Genomic DNA, 24,033 nt, shown 5'->3' on the forward strand with positions numbered 1-24,033 from the left:
GGAGACCTGAGTGGACCGCACGACCCAGCTCACCGCCCGTCCTACCGCCCGCCGCACCGTGCACCACGACCTCGGCCTGGCGGGAACGGCCGTATACGACCCGGTCGATCCGCTCGATCCGGTCCGCCAGGCGGAGTCGCTGCACGCCAGGGCGGCCCGGGTGCTGGACACCAACTGGACGGGCACATCCACGGTGCCCTCGCGCAGCCTGTATCCGCACCAGTGGTCCTGGGACTCCGCGTTCATCGCGATCGGACTGCGGCACTTGTCGCCGCTGCGGGCCCAGACCGAGCTGGAGACGCTGCTCGGCGCGCAGTGGGGCGACGGCCGGATCCCGCACATCGTGTTCAACCCCTCCGTCCCCCTCGACGCGTACTTCCCGAGCCCGGACTTCTGGCGCTCCTCGACCGCGGGGCGCACGGCGGGCGCTCCGCGCACCGTACAGACCTCGGGCATCGTGCAGCCACCGGTGCACGCGCTCGCCGTGTGGCTCGTGCACTCCGCCGACCCGGGTCTTTCCCGGTCGAGGTCCTTCCTGTCCCGGATGTACCCGCGCCTCGCGGCCTGGCACCGCTATCTGCTGCACCGCCGGGACCTGGGCGGCGGGGGGCTCGCCTCGGTGGTCCACCCCTGGGAGCAGGGCATGGACAACGCGCCGAGCTGGGACGCGCCGCTGTCCCGCGTCACACCGGCCCCGGCCCGTTCCTTCCGCCGGGCCGACCTGGACCACGGCGCCGCCGAGGACCGGCCGACGGACCTGGACTACGGCCGGTACGTACGCCTGGCGGCGGACTACCGGGACGGCGGGTACGCGGACGGGGGTGCCGCGGACGGCGGTCACGGAGGCGGCGGGCGCCTCGGCAGCGGTGTCGGCGGCCGGATGGGCAGCGTCGGTGGCGGTGGCGGTGGATTCGCCGTGGAGGACCCGTCGTTCAACGCGCTGCTGATCGCCTCCGAGCACGCCCTGGCGCGGATCGCCCGGGAGCTGGGCGCGACGGGCACCGCCCGGCACGCGCGCGCCGAGCGGCTGACGGCGGCGCTGGTCGAGCGGCTGTGGGATCCGGCGCAGGGCATGTTCTTCTGCCGGAACGTGCGCACGGACGAGCCGATCCCCGAGCGCGGGGTCTCCGGTCTCGTCCCGCTGATCCTGCCGACCCTGCCCCGCGAGACGGCCGCCACGCTCGTACGGACCCTGCGCGGGCCGCACTTCGGGCTCGGCGACACGACCCGGCTCGTACCGAGTTACGACCTGACCGGGCACGCCTTCGACCCGCACCGGTACTGGCGGGGACCGGCCTGGTTCAACACCAACTGGCTGGTGGAGCGGGGGCTCCGGCTGCACGGGGAACTCTCCGTCGCGGCCGGGCTGCGCGGCGCCCTGCTGGAGACCGCGGACACGTCCGGGTTCGCCGAGTACGTGGATCCGTACACCGGTGAGGCCTGCGGGGCGCTCGGTTTCAGCTGGACCGCGGCGCTGACGCTGGACCTGCTGCACGAGACGCCGCGGACGCCCCAGGGGCCCGACGCGGCGCACGGCACGACCGAAGAGTTGAGCACGACGGAGAAGTTCGGCGAGGGTGCCTTGGGAGGGGACCTGCGATGACGGACCGGCAGCATCTGCTCGTACACGGCGGGACGTTCGTCGCGGTGGGCGACGGCGGGGACATCAGCGGAGTACGCGGCGGGGGCGGGTCGCACTCCGCTCCCGACGGGATGTTCGTGCGCGACGCCCGGCATCTGAGCCGCTGGCAGCTGACCGTCGACGGCGCGGTGCCCGAGGCGCTGTCGCCGGTGACGGACGGCGACAGCGCGCGCTGCGTCCTCGTGCCGCGCGGCGGCCGGCAGGAACCGCCCGCCCACACCCTCTTCCGCGAACAGGCCGTCACCGACGGCTCGTTCGTCGAGTCCCTGCGGATCACCAGCAACCGCCCGGTGCCGACGACGGTCCGCGTCGCGGTCACCGCCGACGCCGACTTCACGGACCAGTTCGAACTGCGCTCCGACCACCGGACGTACGCGAAGACCGGCGCCGTACGCTCCCGCCAGGTCCTCGACGACGGGGTGGAGTTCCGCTACCAGCGCGGCGAGTGGCGGTCCTGTACGACCGTCACCTGTGAACCCGCGCCCGACGGCGTCGAGGAGACCGGCACGGGCGCGCGGCGCCTGGTGTGGGCCCTCGACCTCGAACCGCACGGCTCGGCCGAACTGGCCCTGCGGGTGGCGGCCCGCCCGCACGGCATGCCGGCCCCGCAGGTGCCCCCCACCCCGGCCGTCGCGAACGCCCGACTCCTCGCGCTGGAAGGGGAGTTCGCGGAGGGCGTGCCGTTCCCGAGCGGCTGGCCCGAGCTGGCCGCGGCCTGTGCGCGGGGCCTGGCCGACCTGGCCGTGCTCCAGGTACCGGCGACGGGTCCCGACGGGGAGGAGCTGCGGGTGCCGGCGGCCGGGGTGCCGTGGTTCCTGACGCTGCTCGGCCGCGACGCGCTGCTGACCTCGCTGTTCGCGCTCCCCTACCGGCCGCAACTGGCCGCCGCCACCCTGCCCGCGCTCGCCGCCGCCCAGGCCACCGAGGTCGGCGTGGGCACGGTGGCCCAGCCGGGCAAGATCGTGCACGAGGTGCGGCACGGGGAACTGGCCCACTTCGGACAGGTGCCGTACGGGCGGTACTACGGCTCCGTCGACGCGACCCCGCTGTTCCTCGTGTTGCTCGGCGCGTACGTCGAGCAGACCGGTGACACCGCCCTGGCCCACCGCCTGGAGCCCAACGCCCGTGCGGCGATCGGCTGGATGCTGGACCACGGCGGACTGACCTCGCGCGGCTATCTCGTCTACCGCGCCGACGAGGGCGGCCTCGCCAACCAGAACTGGAAGGACTCCCCCGGCGCGATCTGCTCGGGCGACGGCAGCCGGCCGACCGGCCCGGTGATGGCCGCGGGGGCGCAGGGGTACGCGTACGACGCGCTGCGCCGGACCGCGCAGCTCGCCCGGACGGTGTGGGACGACGAGGTGTACGCGGCACTCCTCGAACAGGCCGCCGGGGATCTGCGGGACCGGTTCCAGCGGGACTTCTGGATGGCCGACCGCGCCTTTCCCGCGCTCGCCCTCGACGGCGACGGGAACCACGTCGACGCGCTCGCCTCCGACGCGGGGCATCTGCTGTGGTCCGGGCTGCTGGACAAGGAGTACGGCGAGCTGGTGGGGCGGCGGCTGCTGGAGCCGGACTTCTTCTCCGGGTGGGGGGTGCGGACGGTCGCCTCGGGGCAGCCCGCGTACCACCCGCTGTCGTACCACCGGGGGTCGGTGTGGCCGCACGACAACGCGCTGATCACGTTGGGGCTGGCGCGGTACGGCCTGCACGACGAGGCGCGGGCGGTGGCGCACGGGCTGGTGGACGCGGCGACCGTGGCGGGGTATCGGCTGCCGGAGGTGCTTGCGGGGTACGGGCGCGGTACGCATGCGGAGCCGGTGCCGTATCCGCACGCGTGCGTGCGGGAGTCGCGGTCTGCGGCCGCGCCGCTGGCGTTGCTCACCGCGGTGGGGGGCGCGTAGTCGGGTGCGGGCCGGTGGGGGCGGGCCCAAAGGACTGCGCCGTTCCCCGCGCCCCTGAAAGCCACAAGACTGCGCCGTTCCCCGCGCCCCTTGAAGGGCGCGGGGAACGGCGCAACAAGGCCCCGCGGAGCACCGTCACCCCCCGGACGTGTCCAACTCCGCATCCTCACTGACGCTGGCACAGTCATACGGATCCCTCAACCACCCGTCCGGCAGGACAACCCGCCCATTGCCGGACGTACGCCCCCGCGGCCCATCCGCCCCCACCGGCCACGGCTGATCGAGCTCCAACTCCTCCAGCCCCTCGGCCAGTTCACTCAAGGACGACGTGACGGCGAGCCGCCGCCGCATCTCCGACCCGACCGCGAACCCCTTCAAGTACCACGCCACATGCTTGCGGAAGTCGATGACCCCGCGCGCCTCGTCCCCGATCCACTCCCCGAGCAGGGTCGCGTGCCGCACCATGACGGCCGCGACCTCGCGAAGGGCCGGCTGCGCGTACTGCCCGCCCCGTCCCTCGAACGCCGCGACCAGGTCACCGAACAGCCACGGCCGCCCGAGGCACCCCCGGCCCACGACGACCCCGTCGCACCCGGTCTCCCGCATCATCCGCAGCGCGTCGTCGGCGGACCAGATGTCCCCGTTGCCGAGGACGGGGATCTCCGGAACGTGCTCCTTCAGCCGAGCGATGGCGTCCCAGTCGGCGGTCCCGCCGTAGTGCTGCGCGGCGGTGCGCCCGTGCAGCGCGATCGACGTGACACCCTCCTCGACCGCGATACGGCCCGCGTCGAGGAACGTGATGTGGTCGTCGTCGATGCCCTTGCGCATCTTCATGGTGACCGGCAGGTCCCCCGCCCCGGCCACCGCCTCCCGCAGGATCGCCCGCAGCAGCGGCCGCTTGTACGGGAGGGCCGAGCCGCCGCCCTTGCGGGTCACCTTGGGCACCGGGCAGCCGAAGTTCAGGTCGATGTGGTCGGCGAGGCCCTCGTCCGCGATCATGCGGACGGCCTTGCCGACGGTCGCGGGGTCGACGCCGTACAGCTGGATCGAACGCGGGGTCTCCGACGCGTCGAAGCGGATCAGCTGCATGGTCTTCTCGTTGCGTTCGACCAGCGCCCGCGTGGTGATCATCTCGCTGACGAACAACCCCTTGCCCCCGCTGAACTCCCTGCACAGCGTACGGAACGGGGCGTTCGTGATCCCCGCCATGGGCGCGAGCACGACGGGCGGCTGGACGGTGTGCGGCCCGATCTGCAGAGCGGTGTTCACCGTGGACGCGAGTGCGGCAGGGGGCGCGGAAGTGGGCGTGGACATTCCCCCATTGTCACGTACGCCGACCCATGGCGGTAGTCGTTAGTTAGGCACACTACCGACATGAGCGTAACCTTGTACCCATGCCTGAGCTCAGCCCCCGCCGGCGTCAGCTGGTGCTCGCGATCTGCTGCATGAGTCTGCTGATCGTGAGCCTCGACAACACCGTTCTCAACGTCGCGCTCCCCTCCATGCAGAAGGATCTGCACGCGAGCCTGGCGGGCATGCAGTGGACGATCGACGCGTACACGCTGGTGCTCGCCTCGCTGCTGATGCTCGCGGGCTCGACCGCCGACCGCATCGGCCGCCGGAAGGTCTTCATGGCGGGCCTCGTCGTCTTCACCGTCGGCTCGGTCCTGTGCTCGCTCGCGCCGAACCTCGAATCGCTCGTGGCGTTCCGCATGATCCAGGCGGTCGGCGGCTCGATGCTCAACCCGGTCGCCATGTCGATCATCACCAACACGTTCACGGACCCGCGCGAGCGCGCCCGCGCGATCGGTGTCTGGGGCGCGGTGGTCGGCATATCCATGGCCGCGGGCCCGCTGGTCGGCGGCCTCCTGGTGGACTCGGTCGGCTGGCGCTCGATCTTCTGGGTCAACCTGCCGGTGGGCCTGGCCGCGCTCCTGCTCACCCTGCGGTACGTGCCCGAGTCCCGCGCCCCGAAGGCGCGCCGCCCCGACCCGGTGGGGCAGCTCCTGGTGATCGCGCTGCTCGGGTCGCTGACGTACGCGATCATCGAGGCGCCCAGCTCGGGCGCCGGCAAGGTCCTCGTCTTCGGCGGGATCGCGCTCGTGGCGCTCGTCACCCTCCTCTGGTACGAGCCGCGGCGCGACGAACCCCTCATCGACCTGCGCTTCTTCCGGTCTGCGCCGTTCAGCGGGGCGACGGTGGTGGCGGTCAGCGCGTTCGCGGCGCTGGGCGGCTTCCTCTTCCTCTCCACGCTGTACCTCCAGAACGTCCGAGGCCTGAGCGCCCTCGACGCGGGCCTGTGGATGCTCCCCATGGCGGCGATGACCTTCGTCTGCGCCCCGCTGTCGGGCCGCCTGGTGGGCAACCGCGGACCCCGCTTCTCCCTCCTGATCGCCGGTACGGCGATGACGGTGAGCGGGGTGCTGTTCGCGGCGTTCGAGGCGGAGACGGCGAACGTGACGCTCGTCATCGGGTACGTGCTCTTCGGGCTCGGCTTCGGTTTCGTGAACGCGCCCATCACGAACACGGCGGTGTCGGGCATGCCCCGCGCGCAGGCGGGGGTGGCCGCGGCGGTGGCGTCCACGAGCCGCCAGATCGGCCAGACGCTGGGCGTCGCGGTGATCGGCGCGGTCCTGGCGTCGGGAGTCGGTACGTCGTCCTACCGGGACACGTTCGTCTCGGCGGCGCGTCCGGCGTGGTGGATCATCGCGGCGTGCGGCCTCTCGGTCCTGGTGGTCGGCGCGGTGTCGAGCGGCCCCTGGGCCCGCGCCACAGCCGCCCGCACGGCAGACCGCCTCTCCTCCCCGGAGGTGAAGGAGTCGGCGGGGATCGCGTAAGGGCCCTCACGAAGCCCCGTGGGGGACGGCGACCCCGGTGGATGCTGGCCGCGCCGTTCCCCGCGCCCCTCGGGGCGGGGCTGCGCCCCAGCCCTCGACCCTCAAGGGGCGCGGAGAACGGCGCAGTCTTTCGCCCTTCAGGGGCGCGGGGAACGGCGCAATCTTTGAGCTTTTCAGGGGCGCGGGGAACGGCGCGGCCAGCCCCCACCGGCCGCACCCGACAACCAGCCGCGCGCAGCCCAGCCCTCAGGGGCGCGGGGAACGGCGCGAGGCGGCGAGTGCGTGGAGCTCCTCCAAGCGCCCCCGCGACTCCTCGTCCGCAGCCGCGTACGTGACCATCCGCGGCCCCTCCCCCGGCCCCAGCCAAAGATCCGTATGGACGAGCGTCAACCGCCCCACATACCGGTTGTCGAACAGCTTCGTCTTGCTGCGCGCCCCCACCACCTCGTGCCGCTCCCACACCTCCCGGAACTCCTCCGACTCCGCGCACAGCCGCTTGAGCAGCATCTTCCACGCGGGATCGGCCAGATGCCCGGCCATGGAGCCCCGGAACTTCGCGGCCATCAGCCGCACCGTCTCGTCGAGCAGCACGATCGAGGAGCGCCACTGCTCGTTCGTGGTGACGAGGAGCATGCAGTTGCGGTCCTCGGGCGGCACCTCGTCGAGGTCGCACAGCAGCAGCCCGTACGTGCGGTTGTACGCGAGGACGTCGTACCGGCTGTTCTGGATACAGGCCGGCAGCGGCTCCAGCTGCTCCAGCGTCTGCAGCAGCGCCGGAGTGATCGTCGGGCAGCGCGAGGCCGGGGTGGGATCGACGGCCGCGGCCAGCTGGAAGAGGTGGGCCCGCTCGTTCGAGTCGAGCATCAGCGTGCGGGCGAGCGCGTCGAGGACCTGCACGGAGACCTGGATGTCCCGGGCCTGTTCGAGCCACGTGTACCAGGTGACGCCGACCGAGGAGAGTTGCGCGACCTCCTCCCGGCGCAGGCCGGGGGTACGCCGTCGGCGGCCCCGGGGCAGCCCCACCTGCTCGGGGGTGATGTGCTCACGGCGGTGGCGGAGAAAGGCGGCCAGCTCATGCCGCCGAATCTCAGACTCCCCGACCCCGACCCCGACCTCGACCCCGGCCCCGGCGTCCGCCACCCCCACCCCGGTGACACCACCCGTCACCCCGGTGACCGTGCCCGCCACCCCGGCGAGCGCGCCCGTCACCACCATGACCCCGCCCGTCCCCGTACCCGTCCCCGCCGTCGTCCGCTCGGCCATGGTCGTCATGTCTCCAGCCTGCCGTCCCGCGGCCCTGTCGCGGACCCTGTTGCCGGGTACTCCTTCTACCAGGATAAGGAGACTCTGGTACCCGTCTGCGAGCAGGCGCAGGATCGGTCCCGTGACCGAAATCCTCGCTCCCCGCACCACCCCCTCCGCGACCGCCGGCCCACCCGTGCTCGGCGCGCTCGGGCTGTTCACCGTGCTGCTCGGCGCGGCCCTGCCCCTCATCGACTTCTTCATCGTGAACGTCGCCCTGCCCACGATCGGCCACGACCTGGCCGCGAGCGACTCCGTCCTGGAACTCGTCGTCGCCGGCTACGGGGTCGCGTACGCCGTGCTCCTCGTCCACGGCGGACGGCTCGGCGACATGTTCGGCCGCCGCCGGCTCTTCCTCGGCGGCATGGTGGCCTTCGGCCTGACCTCGCTGGCGTGCGGCCTCGCCCCCACCGCGTGGACGCTCGTCGTGGCGCGCGTCGCCCAGGGCGCGGCGTCCGCGGCGATGCTCCCGCAGGTCCTCGCCACCATCCAGTCGGCGACCCAGGGCCCGCGCCGCGCCAGGGCGATGGGCCTGTACGGGGCCACGGCCGGGCTCTCCATGGTGGCCGGGCAGATACTCGGCGGCGTCCTGGTCGCGGCCGACATCGCGGGCACCGGCTGGCGCGCGGTCTTCCTCGTGAACGTACCGGTCGTACTGCTGGGCCTCGTCCTGGCCGCCCGGGCCGTCCCCGAGACGCGCTCGCAGCACCCGCAGCCGGTGGACGCCCCCGGCACGGTCCTGCTGGGCGTGGCCCTGGTGTCGCTGCTGGCCCCGCTGACCGAGGGCCGGGCGGCGGGCTGGCCGCTGTGGACCTGGCTGTCCCTGGCCCTGTTCCCCGTCGCCGCGACCGCCTTCTACCTGGTGGAACGCCGTGAGGAACGCCGGGGCCGCACCCCGCTGGTCCCGCCGAGCCTCTTCGCCAATGTGCCCCTGCGCCGCGGCCTGATCATGATCCTCCCCTTCTCCATCGGGTTCAGCGGCTTCATGTTCGTCATCGCGGTGGCCCTCCAGGAGGGGGTCGGCCTGAGCCCGGTCCGCGCGGGCCTCACCCTCGTACCGATGGCGGTGTCCTTCTTCGTGGCCTCGCTCCTGGGCGCCCGGCTGGTGGCCCGCTGGGGTACGCGCGTGGTGACCGCGGGCGGCCTGCTCCAGGCGGTCGGTGTGGGCGTCCTCGCCCTCACCGTGTGGGGTTCCTGGCCCGACCTCGGCGGTCCGCAGCTCTGGCCGGGCCTGATGATCGCGGGCGCGGGGCAGGCCCTCCAACTGCCCGTCCTCTTCCGCGTCATCCTCTCCGAGGTGCCCGCTGCCCGCGCCGGCGTGGGCAGCGGAGTGATGATCACCGCCCAGCAGTCCGCGCTGGCCCTGGGCGTGGCCACCCTCGGCACGCTGTTCCTCACCCTGGTACCGGGCCGGGGCATGGGCGACGCCCTGGCCACCACCCTGCTGGTACAGCTCGCCGCCGTCGTCCTGACGACGGGCCTGAGCCTGCGCCTGCCCCGCCGGATCGCATGAACCACCTTTGCGGACCGGTCAGCTGGGGAACATCCCCGCGATCACGTTGACCCAGGTGCCGGTGAGGCCGGCCGCCGCGTCGGAGGCGAGGAAGGCCGCCAGGGCCGCGATGTCCGCGATGTCCGCGATCCGGGACGAGCGCTTCGTCATCCGCAGGCTGTCGAGGTGCGCGCGGATGCCTTCCACGGCGGCCTCGTCCGCCGCGGGGCGCACCCGCGGCGCTCAGCTTCTCGGGGGTGAGGGTGTCGACCACGCCCGCGGTCCGGATGCCGAGGGCACGCACCCCGGCGGGACCGGCCTCCTGGGCGAGTTGGCGGATCAGCGCGTCGAGCGCGCCGTCGGCCGCCCCCGTACCGCCCAGCACCGGACTGCCGTTGTGGGACCCGCTGTTGAGAGCGAGGATCACCCCGGGCCCCTGGGCGGACGCCGGCCCGCTCGGCCACCGAGGCGGCGTGCGCCTCGACGGCGCCCTCGTCACCGGCATCGAGCACGTCGCACTCGGCCCCGGTCGCGTCGGCCGGCTTCCCGGCCATGCCGACACGCTGGTGCCGTACGCGGAATGCGCACAGAACTCACCGCTTACGAGCCCCCGTTGATGTTGTTCTTGTTGCACACTCCATAGCGCGCGCAAGGTGAGCGCGACCACCAGGAGGCGTCATGCTGCAGATCAACACCAGCAAAGTCAGCCGCTGGGACCAACACGGCCGCGAGCACGTCGTACGGGTACAACGCACGGGCATGCAGCGGACGATCAGATGCGACACGTGCGGCTGGCGCAAGCCGGCCCAGTTCCTGCCCTGGCTGAAAGCGGAGGAACACCTCACGGAGGCCCACCAGGCAACGGTGGACCCCAGCTGACCCCAAAAAAGATTGCGCCGTTCCCCGCGCCCCTTTTCAGGGGCGCGGGGAACGGCGCAATCTTTTGCTTCTAGGGGCGCGACTAGCAGCCGATGAGGCGGCTCGCCAGGTAGCCCTCGATCTGGTCGAGGGACACCCGCTCCTGCTTCATGGTGTCCCGCTCGCGAACCGTCACCGCGTTGTCGTCGAGCGTGTCGAAGTCGACGGTGACACAGAACGGCGTACCGATCTCGTCCTGCCGCCGGTAACGCCGACCGATCGCACCGGCGTCATCGAAGTCGATGTTCCAGTTCTGCCGCAGAGCCGTCGCGAGACCCTTCGCCTTCGGCGAGAGCTCCGGGTTGCGGGACAGCGGCAGCACCGCGACCTTCACCGGCGCGAGCCGCGGGTCGAGCCGCAGAACCGTCCGCTTCTCCATCTTGCCCTTGGCGTTGGGCGCCTCGTCCTCGACGTAGGCGTCCAGGAGGAACGCCAGCATCGCGCGGCCGACACCGGCCGCGGGCTCGATGACGTACGGGGTCCAGCGCTCGCCGGCCTCCTGGTCGAAGTAGGACAGGTCCTGGCCGGACGCCTTGGAGTGCGCGGACAGGTCGTAGTCCGTGCGGTTGGCGACGCCCTCCAGCTCACCCCACTCGTTGCCGCCGAACTGGAAGCGGTACTCGATGTCGGCGGTGCGCTTGGAGTAGTGCGAGAGCTTCTCGGCCGGGTGGTCGTACCAGCGCATGTTCTCCTCGCGGAGACCGAGGCCGGTGTACCAGTTCCAGCGCTCCTGCATCCAGAACTCCTGCCACTTCTCGTCCTCGCCCGGCTTGACGAAGAACTCCATCTCCATCTGCTCGAACTCGCGGGTCCGGAAGATGAAGTTGCCGGGCGTGATCTCGTTGCGGAAGGACTTGCCCATCTGCGCGATGCCGAACGGCGGCTTCTTGCGCGAGGTCTGCTGGACCTGGGCGAAGTTGGTGAAGATGCCCTGCGCGGTCTCGGGGCGCAGGTAGGCGACGGAGCCGCTGTCCTGCGTCGGGCCGAGGTGCGTGGAGAGCAGGCCGGAGAACTGCTTGGGCTCGGTGAACGTGCCCTTGTTGCCGCAGTTGGGGCAGTTGAGGTCGGCGAGCCCGTTCTCGGGGAGGCGGTTGTGCTTGGCCTCGTACGCCTCCTCCAGGTGGTCGGCGCGGTACCGCTTGTGACACGAGGTGCACTCGGTGAGCGGGTCGGAGAACGTGGCGACATGGCCGGAGGCCACCCAGACCTCGGTCGCCAGGATCACGGACGAGTCGATACCGACGACGTCCTCGCGCGACGTCACCATGTAGCGCCACCACTGACGCTTGATGTTCTCCTTGAGCTCGACACCCAGCGGCCCGTAGTCCCAGGCGGCTCGCTGGCCGCCGTAGATCTCACTGCACGGATAGACGAAGCCACGGCGCTTGCTCAGGCTGACGATGGTGTCGATCTTGTCGGCGGCCACGGTGCTCTCTTCATTACGACGACGGGCGTTGAAGCGGATTGCTTCACAGCGATTGCTTCAGAGCGAATGCCTCAGATTACCGGCGGCCCCGCCCCCCGGATCAAATCGGTTGGGGTACGGGCCGGACGCCGCCCCCGCGCTCATCGTCACAGCCCTCGCATACCGGGATGAAGTCCAGATCACAGGGCAGCTTATTGACAATCGTTTCCACATCAGCTGAAAATGAGTGTCATGAACGTACGACGACGCCACATATCCGCCACCGTGATCGCGGCGGCCACCGCCCTCACGCTCGGCTCCCTCTCCGCCTGCTCGTCCGACTCCAGCGCGGCCGACGGCGAGGGCGGCAAGCTCGACGTCGTGGCGTCGTTCTACCCGCTGCAGTTCCTCGCCGAGGAGATAGGCGGGAGCCACGTCAGCGTGAACACACTGACCGAGCCCGGTCAGGAGCCTCACGACCTGGAGATCAGCGCCAAGCAGACCGCGCAGCTCCAGGAGTCGGACGTGGCTCTCTACCTGAAGGATCTCCAGCCCTCCGTCGACGAGGCGATAGGCCAGTCCGAGGTGAAGACGAAGGTCGACGCGGCCACCCTCACCACCCTGGAGAAGCACGGCACCGAGGTCGGCGGCCACGCGGCCGAGCACGAGGACGAGGACGAACACGGCCACGAGGACGAGGAAGGTTCCGGCCTCGACCCGCACATCTGGCTCGACCCCGTGAAGTACGCCGAGGTCGCCGAAGGCGTGGGCAAGGCCTTCGAGAAGGCCGACCCGGACAACGCGGCGACGTACAAGAAGAACACCGCGGCCCTGGTGAAGAAGCTGGACGGACTCGACACCCGCTTCGAGAACGGCCTGGGGGACACCAAGACCAAGGTCTTCATCACCACCCACGCCGCCTTCGGCTACCTCGCCGAGCGCTACGGCCTCACCGAGGAGGCCATCAACGGCCTGGACCCGGAGAGCGAACCCAGCGCCAACCGCGTCAAGGACCTTGAGAAGATGGCCAAGGCCGACGGTGTCTCCACGGTGTTCTACGAGACGCTCGTCAGCGACAAGACCGCCAAGACCATCGCCGCGGACGCGAACCTGAAGACCGATGTGCTCGACCCGATCGAGGGCATCACGGAGAAGTCCAGGGGCGACGACTACATCCAGGTCATGGACGCCAACCTCAAGGCCCTGCAGACGGCCCTGGGCGCCGAGTGACCGTGAAATGACAGCATCATGAGCAGCACGATCACCCCGATCAGCCTTCGGAGGACGTCGGCATGACGAACGAGTCCGGCACACCGGCCGCCGACCCGCGCCCGCCCGTCATCGCGCTGCGCGGTGTGACGGCCGAACTCGGCTCGCGCCCCGTCCTGCGTGGCATCGACCTCACCGTGCACCGCGGTGAGGTCGTCGCGCTGCTCGGCGCCAACGGCTCCGGCAAGTCGACCGCCATCCGTACGATCATCGGCCAGGTCCCGGTGACGGGCGGCGAGGTCGAGCTGTTCGGCACGCCCCGGCGCCGCTTCCGCGACTGGGCGCGCGTGGGCTACGTACCGCAGCGCACGACGGCCGCCGGCGGAGTGCCCGCCACGGTGACCGAGGTGGTGTCCTCCGGCCGGCTGTCCCGCGCCCGCTTCGGCGTCCTGCGCAAGGCCGACCGCGAGGCCGTACGGCACGCCCTGGAGCTGGTGGGCCTCGCCGACCGCGCCAAGGACTCCGTGGACGCCCTCTCCGGCGGCCAGCACCAGCGCGTCCTCATCGCCCGCGCGCTGGCCTCCGTACCCGAACTGCTGATCATGGACGAGCCGATGGCGGGCGTGGACCTGGCGAGCCAGGAGGTCCTCGCGGCGACCCTGCGGGAGCAGGTCGCGGCCGGCACCTCCGTCCTCCTCGTGCTGCACGAGCTGGGCCCGCTGGAGCCGCTCATCGACCGCGCGGTCGTGCTGCGCGACGGCTGCGTCCTGCACGACGGCCCGCCCCCGCGGGCCCTCGGCCAGCACGCGCTGCCCGGCCACGACCACGTACACCCCCACGCGGCTCACAACGCCGAACCGATCCGGACGGGACTGCTGAGCTGATCGCCATGAACCTCGAAATCCTCGATTACGCCTTCATGCAGCGGGCCCTGCTCGCGGCCGTCCTCGTCGGCATCACCGCGCCCGCCGTCGGCATCTACCTCGTCCAGCGCCGCCAGGCCCTGCTGGGCGACGGCATCGGCCACGTCGCGATGACCGGCGTCGGCCTCGGCTTCCTGCTCTCCTGGTCCCCGGTGTGGATGGCGACGGCCGTCTCCGTGGTCGGCGCAGTCCTGATGGAACTGATCCGCTGGTACGGGAGGACGCGCGGCGACATCGCGCTGGCGATGCTCTTCTACGGGGGTATGGCGGGCGGTGTGATGTTCATCAACCTCGCGCCCGGCGGCTCCAACGCCAACCTGACCTCGTACCTCTTCGGCTCGCTCTCCACGGTCTCCGAGTCGGACGTGACGGCGATCTGCCTCCTGGCGGCCTTCGTCGTCCTGGTGACGATCGGGCTGCGCAGGCAGCTGTTCGCGGTCAGCCAGGACGAGGAGTTCGCGCGGGTGACGGGGCTGCCGGTGCGCGCCCTGAACCTCCTCACGGCGATCACGGCCGCCGTCACCGTCACGGTCGCCATGCGGGTCGTCGGCCTGCTGCTGGTCTCCGCGCTGATGGTGGTCCCGGTGGCCGCCGCGCAGCAGCTCAGCCGGAGTTTCGCCGCCACGTTCGCGATCTCGGTGGCGATCGGCGTCAGCGTGACGATCGGCGGCACGGTGACCTCGTACTACCAGGACGTACCGCCCGGCGCGACGATCGTGCTGCTGACCATCGGGGCGTTCATGCTGCTCACGGTGGCGGCGACGCCGCTGGCCAGGCGCCGTGCGCGGGCCGCCGCGCTGGTCGCGGCGCGGGAGGCGGGGGACCCGGCCGAGTGCGCCATTCCCGCCACACGCACACCGACCGGCAAGGTCGGCGTCTGACCGCGCCCAGCTCGGGCTGGCACAATGGCCCGGCAAGCCGCAGACGTTTGGAGGCAACGGTGACGACCGCTGGACCGCCCGTTCGGGGCCGTTCCACCCGGCAGCGTGCCGCCGTGGCGGCGGCGCTCGACGAGGTGGACGAGTTCCGTAGTGCGCAGGACCTGCACGACATGCTCAAGCACAAGGGCGATTCCGTAGGGCTCACCACGGTGTACCGCACGCTGCAGTCGCTCGCGGACGCGGGTGAGGTGGATGTGCTGCGCACGTCCGACGGTGAGTCGGTGTACCGCCGCTGCGCGAGCGGGGACCACCACCATCACCTGGTGTGCCGGGTGTGCGGCAAGGCCGTGGAGGTGGAAGGTCCGGCGGTGGAGAAGTGGGCGGAGGCGATCGCGGCGGAACACGGCTATGTGAACGTCGCGCACACGGTGGAGATCTTCGGCACCTGCGCGGACTGCGCGACCCGCAACCAGCCGTAGAAAGCACCGGCCCAGTGCTGGCGCGCCACAAAAGATTGCGCCGTTCCCCGCGCCCCTGATCAGGGGCGCGGGGAACGGCGCAATCTTTGAACGTCAGCTGGGGTCCGGGCGGCCCCTCATGTCCGCTTCCATGGCGAGGAGATCCTCGTTGGGGACCGCGCCGCCGAAGCGACGGTCCCGCGACGCGTACTCCACGCATGCCCGCCAGAGATCACGCCGGTCGAAGTCCGGCCACAGGACGTCCTGGAAGACCATCTCCGCGTAACTGGACTGCCAGATCAGGTAGTTGGACGTCCGCTGCTCGCCGCTGGGGCGCAGGAACAGGTCCACATCAGGCATGTCCGGGTAGTACAAGTACTTCTGGATCGTCTTCTCATTGACCTTGTCGGGGTCAAGCTTCCCGGCGGCGACATCAGCGGCCAGCGCCTTCGCCGCGTCGGCCAGCTCCGCCCGCCCCCCGTAGTTCACACAGAAGTACAGGGTCATCGCGTCGTTGTCCTGCGTCTGCTCCTGCGCGACCTGCAGCTCCTGCACGACGGACTTCCACAGCTTGGGCATCCGGCCGACCCACCGGATCCGGATGCCGAGGTCGTTCATCTCGTCGCGCCGGCGCCGGATGACGTCCTTGTTGAAGTTCATCAGGAAGCGGACCTCCTCGGGCGACCGCTTCCAGTTCTCCGTGGAGAAGGCGTACAGCGAGAGGTTCTTGACGCCCAGCTCCAGGCAGCCCTTCAGGACGTCCATGACGACGCCCTCACCGACCCGGTGCCCCTCGGTACGCGGCAGCCCGCGCTCCTTGGCCCAGCGCCCGTTCCCGTCCATCACGCACGCCACGTGGTTCGGGATCAGCTCACCGGGGAGCTTGGGCGCGCGGGCACCGGACGGGTGCGGTTCCGGCGTCTTGTACTCGCGGCGCTGGCGCCCCAGGATCCCGCGTACCACCATCTGCTTCTCGTCTCCTCAGATCTCGTACAGCCAGTACGGCAAGTACGGCCGGTTGTCGCTCACGTGCTTTTCTCGACGTACCGCAGGGAACGCAGTCCACGCTCCAGGTGCCAGTGCAGGTAGGCCGACACCAGGCCGCTGCCCTCCCTGACGTACCGCGGCTCGCACGCGTCCGCGTGCGCCCAGTCCCCCGTCAGCAGCGCGCCGAGCAGTTCGAGGGCCCCCGCCGAGGGTACGACGCTGCCGGGCACCCGGCAGTCGACGCAGACGGAACCTCCCGCGGCGACCGAGAAGAAGCGATTCGGGCCGGGCATACCGCATTTGGCACAGTCGTCGAAGCTGGGCGCGTACCCGTTCACGGCGAGGGAGCGCAGCAGGAACGCGTCGAGGATGAGGTGCGGCTCGTGCTCGCCCTGGGCGAGCGTGCGCAGCCCGCCCACGAGCAGCAGGTACTGCTGGACGGCGGGCTCGCCCTCGTGGTCCGTGAACCGCTCGGCCGTCTCCAGCATGGCCGTCCCGGCGGTGTAGCGGGCGTAGTCGGTGACGATCCCGCCGCCGTACGGAGCGATCGTCTCGCTCTGGGTGCACAGCGGCAGGCCGCGGCCGATCAGTTCGCTCCCGCGCGCGAAGAACTGCACGTCGACGTGGGAGAAGGGTTCGAGCCGGGCGCCGAACTTCGACTTGGTCCGGCGCACCCCCCGGGCCACGGCCCGTACGCGTCCGTGACCGCGAGTGAGCAAGGTGATGATCCGGTCCGCCTCACCCAGCTTCTGGGTGCGCAGCACGATGCCGTCGTCGCGGAACAGGCTCATGGCCCCATTCTCGCGTACCGGTCCGCCGGGTGTGGCCGGGGCCCGGTCAAGGGACCTCGCCCCGGCTGCGCGCGTTGGCGTACGCGGTCGCGGCGCTGAGCCGTTCCGCCACGGTGGCTCCGCGCACGCTGTCCGGCAGGCAGTCCCATTCGCGTCCGCCGCCGTACGGGCGCAGTTGTACGTACGGCCCCTCGTGGCCCATCACCCTGCCGACCCGCCCGGTCCTGGTGTCGACGACGTACGTCCCGACGTGCGGCTTCACCGGAGCACCGCCGCGAACCGGGCCGCCGTCCCGACGGAACACCGGCCCGGTTCCCCGAGGGGGCGGGGCGTCTTTCGCGCCAAGGTCGCCGGGTCGATCCGGGGTGTCGGCGACGTAATTCCTGCGGTGGCGAGTGCTTCGCGCAATTCCTTCACGGTTTCCTCCGCTTGTTCGACGCGGGCCGTCGAGTGCTGTGCGTCGGTTGCCCGGCGGGCAGACCTCACGGGTGTTCCCCTTCCTTTTCGGGTTCTACTCTTTCCCTCTCCACGGTGACGCCCACCACTTAGTCTTTGGAAGACCTCTACGCTCAGCGGCTTCGCTGCGGTACAGAGGGTTTTCCATGGCCAATGGTTCACGGCGGGCGGCTTGTGAGTTCTTCGGAACAGAGCGGGAGAGACAGCCGGAGGATGCGGGCCGACCCCAGGCGGAGTTGGGTTATCGCGTTCTTGTGTCGGGCGGCTGCGCCGACGGCATCAGGACATTCGAACAAGTAATGCGGAAGCCACAGTTCGATAGGAAGGACCGCTTCGACGGGGCTTTACAAACCGGCTGCCCTTTCCGAGCACGGCAAGGTCGTCGCGGGGCCCGTCCTCCTCCGCGGGCCCCGCGCCGGAGGGAGTTCACCGGCGCCGTGACGACGGCGTGACGCTCCGGCCCCCCTTCATCGCACGGCCACGTCCGGCGCCGGCGGGTCGGCCGGGGGAAGGACGGTCCGTGGCGCGGTGCTCGTGAACAGCCGGTGCCGCGGCAGGCTCTGCTGGGCCGGCCGGGTCATCGTGATCTGGCGGACGAGTTGCTGGAAGCAGGCGAGGGCCGCCACGGCCGGCAGGACCGCCGCGGCGATGCCGGTGAAGGTCCGGTCGGCCTGCGCCGCGCAGAGTGCCATCGCGACGGAGGAGAACAGCAGGACGACGAACCAGGAATGCGCGGCCCGGCGCTGGTGCAGTGCGGCGCGCAGAACGGAGAGCGAGGCGACCATCCACGGCCCGTAGACCAGCAGAGGCCACCAGACGGCCGTGCCGCTCTGCGTGCGGAACGCGACGTGGCGCAGGGGGACGTAGGACACGATCCCGCCGAAGACGCTCACCATCGACACGACCACGGCCGCCAGCGCGGCGATCAGGAAGCTGACGGTCTGCAGCCAGGTGAAGCGCACCCTGCGGACGCGTACCTTCCGATGCCCGGCGGGGTGGGACCTGATCGCCGGCAGTTCGGCGGTGATGGTGGCCAGGTTGTCCATCGGGTCACCGGTGAGGGCGACATGGGGCGCGCTTCCGCTGCGGGGCCGCGGCACGGTCGTGGCCTGCTCCTGCGCGCCGGCGTCCTGGACCGCGTCCTGGAGGAGGTAGGTCATCTCCTCGACCGGGTCCCAGGCCGAGTCGAGGGGATCCGCGGGCGCTCCCGCGTGCCGCATGTCGACGGGACCGCGGTGCCGTCCGCCGCCGACCCCGGCCTGCCGGGCACCGGAATAGTCGCCCGGTACGAAGAGGTCCGCGTAGTCGTCCATCGAATGCCTGCCCCGGTCAGACATGGGCCACATTCCCGTCGGACGGCTCCTGGGCACCCCATCGTTGATCGAGATCCTTCTGCGCCCTGCTCAGGTATTCCACGAATTCACCCAGCAGTGGCTCGGTAACATACAGCTCGACCGGTTTTCCGTCCCCGTGCAGAGTGCCGCGGGCCCCCGGGGCCGAATAGGCGGCGGCAGGGGTGAAGATGTACCGCCCCATCACCACCGCAGGGGTTCCCATGGCGTCTTTCCGCACCATGCGGACGGCGGTGGAAGTGTCGGCTGGCTTTGATTTTTTCATACGTCGCTAACGCGGCAGCCCCTACTCGGGTGCGCGGCAAAGGAGTGAGCATAAAGCCACCAAAATCATTGACACAGGATTTGTAATTCAGACTCCACGCTGCCCGAAGAGAAGTTTTTGCTACCGGGGATTCTTATACCTGGCGCCGCCCGCACCGCCGCGCCGGCGCCGGGCACGCCCGCCGCGGACAGCCGTCGAAAGCTGTGGGTTCCACGTGAACGGCTAGGTGCCGACAATGACTTCAACAGAATTGTTGACACTTTTCCCGGCGGCGAATTACGTTCGCGGAAGAGATCGGCGGTGGCCCGTACACCGCCGGCCGCGGACTTGGGAGACATCGTGAAGCACCGGGCAGTGAAGCGCAGGAGTGTCGTCATGGGCATCGGCGCGACCGCGGGAGTCGCGGCCGCCGGCGGCTTCGCCCTGAGCGCGCAGGCGTCGGGCGGGTCCGCCGCGAAAGCGTCGAACGCGTCCGGTGCCCTCGTCTTCGACAAGGACGCCTACACCGAGCTGACGACGACCATCACGGACGCCGCAGGTGACGACCACGAGGTGAAGTACCACTTCTACAAGGCCATCACCTACGTCACCAAGCCGGTGGACGAGAAGTACCAGAGCCTGAACATCAGCGTTCCGGTCGCGATCGACGGCAGGACGGTCGACGCCACCGGCGCCCCCATCCTTCTCGCCAACGCGGTCGGCGGATACATGCCGTCGTCCGTGGCCGACGCCACGGGCGTGGGCGGGACCGCCATGACGGGCGCCCCCGGCGCCGCGACAGGCGGCGCGGGCGCCGGTGCCAGTGCCTCTGCCGCGCCCAGCGCCTCCGCCTCCGCCTCCGCCTCCGGCGGTGTGCAGTCCGGCGGCAACGCGATGCTCGACGGCCGGGGCGAGATGGTCGACCTCGGCAAGCTGGCCCTGGTCACCGGGTACGTCGTCGTGGAGCCCGGCGCCCGGGGCCGTACCCTCGTCGACTCCTCCGGCACCTACTACGGCACCGCGCCGGCCGCCATCGTGGACCTGAAGGCCGCCGTGCGGTACCTGCGCGCCAACAAGGGCCGTATCCCGGGGAACACCGACCGGATCGTCTCCTCCGGGACCAGCGCGGGCGGCGCCCTGTCCGCCCTGCTCGGCGCCTCGGGCGACAGCCCGCTCTACGACGCGTACCTCAAGGAGATCGGCGCGGCCGACGCGAGCGACGCGATCTTCGCGAGCGGCGACTGGTGCCCCATCGCCGATCTGGAGCACGCCGACATGGCGTACGAGTGGAACTGGGGCGCGAACGAGCTCAGTTCCGGCTCACTCGTCGACCAGGCGGTCTCCAAGGAGCTGACCACCGCCTTCGCCGACCACCAGGCCTCCCTGAAACTGCGCGCCAAGGGCTTCGGCACGGTCACGGCCCGCAATCTCGACGCGTACCTCGTGCGTACGTACCTGGAGCCGTCCGCGACCAGGTACCTCGCCGCGCTCTCCGACACCGCGCGGGCGGCCTACCTCGCCGCGAACACCTTCATCACCTGGTCCGGCGGCCGGGCGACCTTCTCCTGGAAGGACTTCCTCACCCACGTGGGCGCCCGGAAGAAGGACGCGCCCGCGTTCGACGCCTTCGACCTGTCCTCCGGCGAGAACAACCTGTTCGGCACGGGGACCACCAAGGCGCGGCACTTCACGCTGTACAGCCTGCGGCACGAGGGCAGCTCCGGCGCACGGCCGGCCGGCGACCTGCCCGCGAAGATCGACCTGATGAACCCGATGTACTTCATCGGGAAGCACCATCCCGGCCGCTCCAAGCACTGGTGGATCCGGGTCGGCACCAAGGACAGCGACACCTCGCTGAGCGTCGTCGGCAACCTCGCCCTGAGCCTGGAGAACCTGGGGGACGACGTCGACGCCTTCATGTACTGGGACGCCGGACACGGCTCCAACGAGGACCCGGCCGACTTCATGGCCTGGATCGCCAAGGTGACGGGCTACCGGGTGAAGAAGTAGCCCCTGCCCCTGCCTCTCCCACCCTCTGTCACTCTCGCCCCACGCCCCGCGCCCCACGGACGCGGGGCACACGGACGCGGGGCACACTCACCCGAACGTGCGTACGTACCTTCGCTGCCACGGGGTCTCCACGGCGTGGCGGTCGTAGTTCCGTCGTACGAACTGCACGGCCTCCTCGGGCGGCACGCCGTCGAGGACCGCGAGGCAGGCCAGGGCCGTGCCCGTCCGTCCACGCCCGCCCCTGCAGGCGATCTCGACGCGCTGGGCAGGGTCCGCGGCCCGCTCCCAGGCGTCCGTCAGCACCGTCCGCGCCGCCGCCCGGTCCGTCGGCAGCCGGAAGTCCGGCCATCGCAACCACCGGGTCTCCCAGGGGAGTTCGGCGAGCGTGGACGGTTGTCTGCCCAGGAGGTAGACGCCGTACGTCGGGCGGACGAGCGCGGGGTCGAGTGTGTTGCGGAGCCCCCGTCCCCGTACCGCCCGCCCGGACGGCAGCCGGAGCACTCCGGGTGTCCCCTCGTCCCAACTCGCCGTCATCCGACCCCTCGTGACTCCTGGGCGGCCCTCGCCTCGATGCCCCGGAAATGGTCCGCCATCGCCCGCTGCGCCGCGTCGACGTCGTGCGCCCGCAGGGCGACGACTATGTCACGGTGGCGGCGGACGGTGACCGCGGGCGCCGGGTCGTCCGTCCAGCCCCGGACGCCGGAGACCCGCCGGAAGACGGTCCAGAAGGCGCCCAACAGCTGCGGCACCAGGGCATTTCCGAGGGGTGCGTACAGCAATTCGTGGAACTCGCGGTCGAGTTCGGGGAACGGGCGGCCCGCGAGGCCCGCCTCCTCCATCCGGTCCACCACCCCCTCAAGGCGCGCCAGCTCCCCGTCCGACAGCTCCCCCGCGACCCGCCGCATCAGCCCCTCCTCCAGGACTTCCCTGACCTGGAGTATCTCGGCCAACGCCCCTGTCTCGTCGGTGTCGTCGCCCTGCCGGGCCAGGGTGCGGAAGGTGAGGCCGTCGACGAACGGGGTCAGCGAGGCCTGCCCGACATAGGTGCCGTAACCGTGTCTGATCTCGACGATGTCGAGGGCCTGGAGCGCCTTCAGCGCCTCGCGCACGGAGTTGCGGCTGACGCCGAGGGACTCCATCAGCTCGGTCTCGGTGGGCAGGGGCGCACCGGCCCGGAGTCTGCGGTCGAGGATCAGCTGGGTGACCTCTCGCTGGATCTGACTGCTCACGCGCCGCTCGCGGGTGGAGCGCGCCGGGGGAAGGGAGTTCCTGGAGTCGTCGGATGCGCGCCGGTCGGGCATGCGCCGCATCGTACGCGGCAGGGACATCCCACGTCCCACCTCCGGACAGGATCCACGTCAATCCACGGTTGACCGTGCGTCAACTCTGGTCGTGCCGGGCCGACATTGGTCGCACCTCTGGCAGAAACGGCATTCGTGCGCGTTCCCTTGACCGCCCCCACGCCCCCTCTTATCGTCACGCTGCACCTATGACGTAGGACGTCGTATCTCCCACTCCTTGCTGGAGGAACCGTGCGCGACGCGACCCCCGCACCGGCGCTGCACCGCCGGTCGTTCCTGAAGTACACCGGCGCGCTCGGCGCCGCCGCCACGATCGCCTCCACGCTCTCCGCCTGCTCCTCGGGCCCGGAGTCCACGAACGAGACGGGCGGCGAGGGCGAGGGCGCCGACCGGACGCTCACCGCGGTCATCGGCTACGGCAACGACCAGAGCTGGGACCCGCTGATGACGGCCTCCGCCTTCGCCATGGCCGGCAACCACCACGTCTACGAGGGGCTGCTCGACACCGACCCGATCAGCCGTGAGCCGTACGCGGCGCTGGCGACCGCCATCCCGGCGGATCTCCAGGCGACCACCTGGAAGTTCACGCTGCGGGAAGGCGCGAAGTGGCACGACGGGCAGCCCGTCACCGCCGACGACGTGGTCTTCACCTACGACCGCGTACTCGATCCGAAGACGACGACCCTCGCCACGAACTTCTTCGCGTCCTGGCTGAAGGAGGTGAAGAAGGTCGACGACACCTCGGTGGAACTCATTCTCAAGTTCCCGTTCCCGGACGGGGCGCAGCGGCTCACGCTCGCGAAGATCATGCCGAAGCACGTGTTCGGCACGGCGGGTGCGCTGGACGAGGCGACAACGGGAAAGGCGGTCGGCTCGGGCCCTTATCGGCAGACCGCCCACCACCCGAAGTCCAACACCACCTTCGCCGCGTTCGCCGACTACAACGGGCCGCGAAAGGCCGCGTTCAAGAAGATGAACTGGCTGACGATAGTGGATGCCGCGCCGCGGGTGGCGAAGATCTCCGGTTCGAGCGCGGGCGCGCAGATCTCGGACAACATCCCGTACGCCAATATCTCCCAGCTGGAGAAGGGCGGCCTGAAGGTCGAGGGCGGGGCGGGCATGAACCACCTGTTCCTCCTCTTCAACATCGCCCACAAACCCTTCGACGACGTACGGGTGCGGCAGGCGCTGCATTACGCGATCGACAAGGAGAAAATGATCCAGGCCGCGCTGCGCGGGCACGGAAAGGCGGCCTCGTCGTTCCTCAACGAGGGCAATCCGACGTACCGCAGGGCGAAGCCCGTCTACGACTACGACCCGGACAAGGCCAAGGCGCTCCTGAAGGCCGCCGGGGTCAGCGGGCTGAAGGTCACGCTGATGGCGGTCAACGTGAGCTGGATCGTGGACTGTCTGCCGACGGTCAAGGCGTCCTGGGACGCGATCGGCGTCGAGACGACGCTCGAACCGCAGGAGACGGCCGCGCTCTTCACGAAGCTCGACCAGAAGAAGGACTTCCAGGTCGTCGCCGCCGCGTCCAACCCGAACCAGTTCGGGCTCGACGCGGATCTGATCATGCATTACAACTACGGGCCCGGGAACACCTGGATGCGCTATGCGCGCTGGGAGGGGAGTTCTGTGGCCAAGGACCTCTTCAAGCGGATGGACGCGGCTACGCGGGAGCCGGACGCCGAGCGGAAGAAGACGATGACTCAGGACTACATCGATGTCGTCGCCGAGAACGCGGTGATCTATCCGGTGGTGCACAACGAATTGATCACCGCGTGGGACGCGAAGGATCTTTCGGGTGTTCGGGCGCAGCCGTACCCGGGGATAAACGTACTTCAGGCGAAGTGGGTCTAGAGGCCGCGCGGAAAGTGCGGGTCCGTTGTGGCCGGACACGCTGCATCCGGCCATTCGAATC

General features: G+C 70.6%; 23 protein-coding genes. 12 read left to right on the forward strand and 11 right to left on the reverse strand.

All coding sequences use genetic code 11. From position 1 onward, the window contains the following. The first annotated feature begins 10 nt into the window (after positions 1 to 10). Complete coding sequence (locus tag IE278_RS26985) at positions 11 to 1,603, forward strand: MGH1-like glycoside hydrolase domain-containing protein (protein ID WP_189775870.1); 1,593 nt, start codon at positions 11 to 13, stop codon at positions 1,601 to 1,603. After that, entirely contained in the window at positions 1,600 to 3,546 is a 1,947-nt protein-coding gene (locus tag IE278_RS26990) for an amylo-alpha-1,6-glucosidase (RefSeq protein WP_189775871.1), read from the forward strand. Before IE278_RS26985 ends, IE278_RS26990 begins: the two co-directional genes overlap by 4 nt. 135 nt (positions 3,547 to 3,681) lie before the next feature. On the opposite strand, the gene dusB is transcribed toward IE278_RS26990, so the two are convergent. Continuing rightward, positions 3,682 to 4,860 carry a tRNA dihydrouridine synthase DusB gene (gene dusB, locus IE278_RS26995; RefSeq protein ID WP_189775872.1) on the reverse strand — a complete coding sequence of 393 codons (1,179 nt, stop codon included), beginning with the start codon at positions 4,858 to 4,860 and terminating at the stop codon, positions 3,682 to 3,684. Between the two features lie 80 nt (positions 4,861 to 4,940). On the opposite strand from dusB, the gene IE278_RS27000 reads away from it, so the two are divergent. Further along, the gene (locus IE278_RS27000) at positions 4,941 to 6,383 is read left to right on the forward strand and encodes an MFS transporter (protein WP_189775873.1); all 1,443 of its coding nucleotides are present in this window, start codon (positions 4,941 to 4,943) and stop codon (positions 6,381 to 6,383) included. A gap of 246 nt (positions 6,384 to 6,629) precedes the next feature. On the opposite strand, the gene IE278_RS27005 is transcribed toward IE278_RS27000, so the two are convergent. Then, complete coding sequence (locus tag IE278_RS27005; RefSeq protein ID WP_246570709.1) at positions 6,630 to 7,655, reverse strand: helix-turn-helix transcriptional regulator; 1,026 nt, start codon at positions 7,653 to 7,655, stop codon at positions 6,630 to 6,632. A gap of 112 nt (positions 7,656 to 7,767) precedes the next feature. On the opposite strand from IE278_RS27005, the gene IE278_RS27010 reads away from it, so the two are divergent. Next, a complete protein-coding gene (locus tag IE278_RS27010; protein WP_246570710.1) occupies positions 7,768 to 9,198 on the forward strand; it encodes an MFS transporter in 1,431 nt (476 codons plus the stop codon). An 18-nt stretch (positions 9,199 to 9,216) separates the two neighbouring features. Here IE278_RS27010 and IE278_RS27015 read toward each other — a convergent pair whose 3' ends face one another. Continuing rightward, positions 9,217 to 9,411: a hypothetical protein gene (locus tag IE278_RS27015; protein ID WP_189775875.1), complete on the reverse strand. Its 195-nt coding sequence runs from the start codon at positions 9,409 to 9,411 to the stop codon at positions 9,217 to 9,219. A gap of 29 nt (positions 9,412 to 9,440) precedes the next feature. Between IE278_RS27015 and IE278_RS27020 the strand changes: the two genes are divergently transcribed. Together IE278_RS27020 and IE278_RS27025 are read left to right on the forward strand one after the other, a co-directional pair. Beyond that, positions 9,441 to 9,794, forward strand: coding sequence for a hypothetical protein (locus IE278_RS27020; RefSeq protein ID WP_189775876.1), 354 nt, complete (start codon positions 9,441 to 9,443; stop codon positions 9,792 to 9,794). Between the two features lie 61 nt (positions 9,795 to 9,855). Next, a complete protein-coding gene (locus tag IE278_RS27025; protein ID WP_189775877.1) occupies positions 9,856 to 10,056 on the forward strand; it encodes a hypothetical protein in 201 nt (66 codons plus the stop codon). Positions 10,057 to 10,138: 82 nt separating this feature from the next. Here the strand turns inward: IE278_RS27025 and IE278_RS27030 are convergent, their stop codons facing one another. After that, positions 10,139 to 11,521 carry a glycine--tRNA ligase gene (locus IE278_RS27030; RefSeq protein ID WP_189775878.1) on the reverse strand — a complete coding sequence of 461 codons (1,383 nt, stop codon included), beginning with the start codon at positions 11,519 to 11,521 and terminating at the stop codon, positions 10,139 to 10,141. 231 nt (positions 11,522 to 11,752) lie between these two features. On the opposite strand from IE278_RS27030, the gene IE278_RS27035 reads away from it, so the two are divergent. The 4 genes from IE278_RS27035 (at position 11,753) to IE278_RS27050 (ending at position 14,992) form a co-directional block, all read left to right on the forward strand. Beyond that, positions 11,753 to 12,730, forward strand: coding sequence for a metal ABC transporter substrate-binding protein (locus IE278_RS27035; RefSeq protein ID WP_189775879.1), 978 nt, complete (start codon positions 11,753 to 11,755; stop codon positions 12,728 to 12,730). Between the two features lie 62 nt (positions 12,731 to 12,792). Further along, on the forward strand, positions 12,793 to 13,593 hold the full coding sequence (locus IE278_RS27040) for a metal ABC transporter ATP-binding protein (RefSeq protein ID WP_189775880.1): 801 nt from the start codon (positions 12,793 to 12,795) through the stop codon (positions 13,591 to 13,593). A 5-nt stretch (positions 13,594 to 13,598) separates the two neighbouring features. Next, positions 13,599 to 14,513, forward strand: a complete 915-nt coding sequence (locus tag IE278_RS27045; protein WP_189775881.1) for a metal ABC transporter permease — start codon at positions 13,599 to 13,601, stop codon at positions 14,511 to 14,513. A 59-nt stretch (positions 14,514 to 14,572) separates the two neighbouring features. Further along, positions 14,573 to 14,992: a Fur family transcriptional regulator gene (locus IE278_RS27050; RefSeq protein ID WP_189775882.1), complete on the forward strand. Its 420-nt coding sequence runs from the start codon at positions 14,573 to 14,575 to the stop codon at positions 14,990 to 14,992. A gap of 93 nt (positions 14,993 to 15,085) precedes the next feature. Here IE278_RS27050 and IE278_RS27055 read toward each other — a convergent pair whose 3' ends face one another. The 5 genes from IE278_RS27055 to IE278_RS27075 all read right to left on the reverse strand — a co-directional run bounded on the left by IE278_RS27055 (position 15,086) and on the right by IE278_RS27075 (position 18,780). After that, complete coding sequence (locus IE278_RS27055) at positions 15,086 to 15,937, reverse strand: isoprenyl transferase (protein ID WP_189775883.1); 852 nt, start codon at positions 15,935 to 15,937, stop codon at positions 15,086 to 15,088. A gap of 59 nt (positions 15,938 to 15,996) precedes the next feature. After that, complete coding sequence (recO, locus tag IE278_RS27060; protein WP_189775884.1) at positions 15,997 to 16,749, reverse strand: DNA repair protein RecO; 753 nt, start codon at positions 16,747 to 16,749, stop codon at positions 15,997 to 15,999. Positions 16,750 to 16,795: 46 nt separating this feature from the next. Next, on the reverse strand, positions 16,796 to 17,011 hold the full coding sequence (locus IE278_RS27065) for a hypothetical protein (RefSeq protein ID WP_189775885.1): 216 nt from the start codon (positions 17,009 to 17,011) through the stop codon (positions 16,796 to 16,798). Positions 17,012 to 17,672: 661 nt separating this feature from the next. Beyond that, on the reverse strand, positions 17,673 to 18,542 hold the full coding sequence (locus IE278_RS27070) for a DUF2637 domain-containing protein (RefSeq protein ID WP_373312091.1): 870 nt from the start codon (positions 18,540 to 18,542) through the stop codon (positions 17,673 to 17,675). Next, positions 18,535 to 18,780, reverse strand: a complete 246-nt coding sequence (locus tag IE278_RS27075; protein WP_189775887.1) for a hypothetical protein — start codon at positions 18,778 to 18,780, stop codon at positions 18,535 to 18,537. Before IE278_RS27075 ends, IE278_RS27070 begins: the two co-directional genes overlap by 8 nt. Positions 18,781 to 19,197: 417 nt before the next feature. Here IE278_RS27075 and IE278_RS27080 point away from each other — a divergent pair, with 417 nt between their 5' ends. Further along, positions 19,198 to 20,811 carry a subtype B tannase gene (locus tag IE278_RS27080; protein WP_189775953.1) on the forward strand — a complete coding sequence of 538 codons (1,614 nt, stop codon included), beginning with the start codon at positions 19,198 to 19,200 and terminating at the stop codon, positions 20,809 to 20,811. An 87-nt stretch (positions 20,812 to 20,898) separates the two neighbouring features. Here the strand turns inward: IE278_RS27080 and IE278_RS27085 are convergent, their stop codons facing one another. Beyond that, the gene (locus IE278_RS27085) at positions 20,899 to 21,345 is read right to left on the reverse strand and encodes a protein-tyrosine phosphatase family protein (RefSeq protein WP_189775888.1); all 447 of its coding nucleotides are present in this window, start codon (positions 21,343 to 21,345) and stop codon (positions 20,899 to 20,901) included. Beyond that, the gene (locus IE278_RS27090; RefSeq protein WP_189775889.1) at positions 21,342 to 22,112 is read right to left on the reverse strand and encodes a FadR/GntR family transcriptional regulator; all 771 of its coding nucleotides are present in this window, start codon (positions 22,110 to 22,112) and stop codon (positions 21,342 to 21,344) included. The genes IE278_RS27085 and IE278_RS27090 overlap by 4 nt, the downstream gene beginning before the upstream one ends. A gap of 231 nt (positions 22,113 to 22,343) precedes the next feature. Here IE278_RS27090 and IE278_RS27095 point away from each other — a divergent pair, with 231 nt between their 5' ends. Beyond that, positions 22,344 to 23,972: an ABC transporter substrate-binding protein gene (locus tag IE278_RS27095; RefSeq protein ID WP_189775890.1), complete on the forward strand. Its 1,629-nt coding sequence runs from the start codon at positions 22,344 to 22,346 to the stop codon at positions 23,970 to 23,972. Positions 23,973 to 24,033 lie beyond the last annotated feature (61 nt).

Source organism: Streptomyces tauricus (assembly GCF_014650955.1).
Lineage (GTDB): Bacteria > Actinomycetota > Actinomycetes > Streptomycetales > Streptomycetaceae > Streptomyces > Streptomyces tauricus.

Excerpts from the sequence above, each read along its gene's own strand:
- IE278_RS26990 (WP_189775871.1), top strand. The coding sequence starts at position 1,600 with ATGACGGACCGGCAGCATCTGCTCGTACACGGCGGGACGTTCGTCGCG.
- IE278_RS27055 (WP_189775883.1), bottom strand. The coding sequence starts at position 15,937 with ATGGTGGTACGCGGGATCCTGGGGCGCCAGCGCCGCGAGTACAAGACG.
- IE278_RS27025 (WP_189775877.1), top strand. The coding sequence starts at position 9,856 with ATGCTGCAGATCAACACCAGCAAAGTCAGCCGCTGGGACCAACACGGC.
- IE278_RS27085 (WP_189775888.1), bottom strand. The coding sequence starts at position 21,345 with ATGACGGCGAGTTGGGACGAGGGGACACCCGGAGTGCTCCGGCTGCCG.
- IE278_RS27075 (WP_189775887.1), bottom strand. The coding sequence starts at position 18,780 with ATGGTGCGGAAAGACGCCATGGGAACCCCTGCGGTGGTGATGGGGCGG.
- IE278_RS27090 (WP_189775889.1), bottom strand. The coding sequence starts at position 22,112 with ATGCCCGACCGGCGCGCATCCGACGACTCCAGGAACTCCCTTCCCCCG.
- IE278_RS27040 (WP_189775880.1), top strand. The coding sequence starts at position 12,793 with ATGACGAACGAGTCCGGCACACCGGCCGCCGACCCGCGCCCGCCCGTC.
- IE278_RS27005 (WP_246570709.1), bottom strand. The coding sequence starts at position 7,655 with ATGACGACCATGGCCGAGCGGACGACGGCGGGGACGGGTACGGGGACG.
- IE278_RS27045 (WP_189775881.1), top strand. The coding sequence starts at position 13,599 with ATGAACCTCGAAATCCTCGATTACGCCTTCATGCAGCGGGCCCTGCTC.
- IE278_RS27000 (WP_189775873.1), top strand. The coding sequence starts at position 4,941 with ATGCCTGAGCTCAGCCCCCGCCGGCGTCAGCTGGTGCTCGCGATCTGC.
- IE278_RS27080 (WP_189775953.1), top strand. The coding sequence starts at position 19,198 with ATGGGCATCGGCGCGACCGCGGGAGTCGCGGCCGCCGGCGGCTTCGCC.
- recO (WP_189775884.1), bottom strand. The coding sequence starts at position 16,749 with ATGAGCCTGTTCCGCGACGACGGCATCGTGCTGCGCACCCAGAAGCTG.
- dusB (WP_189775872.1), bottom strand. The coding sequence starts at position 4,860 with ATGTCCACGCCCACTTCCGCGCCCCCTGCCGCACTCGCGTCCACGGTG.
- IE278_RS27070 (WP_373312091.1), bottom strand. The coding sequence starts at position 18,542 with ATGTCTGACCGGGGCAGGCATTCGATGGACGACTACGCGGACCTCTTC.
- IE278_RS27035 (WP_189775879.1), top strand. The coding sequence starts at position 11,753 with ATGAACGTACGACGACGCCACATATCCGCCACCGTGATCGCGGCGGCC.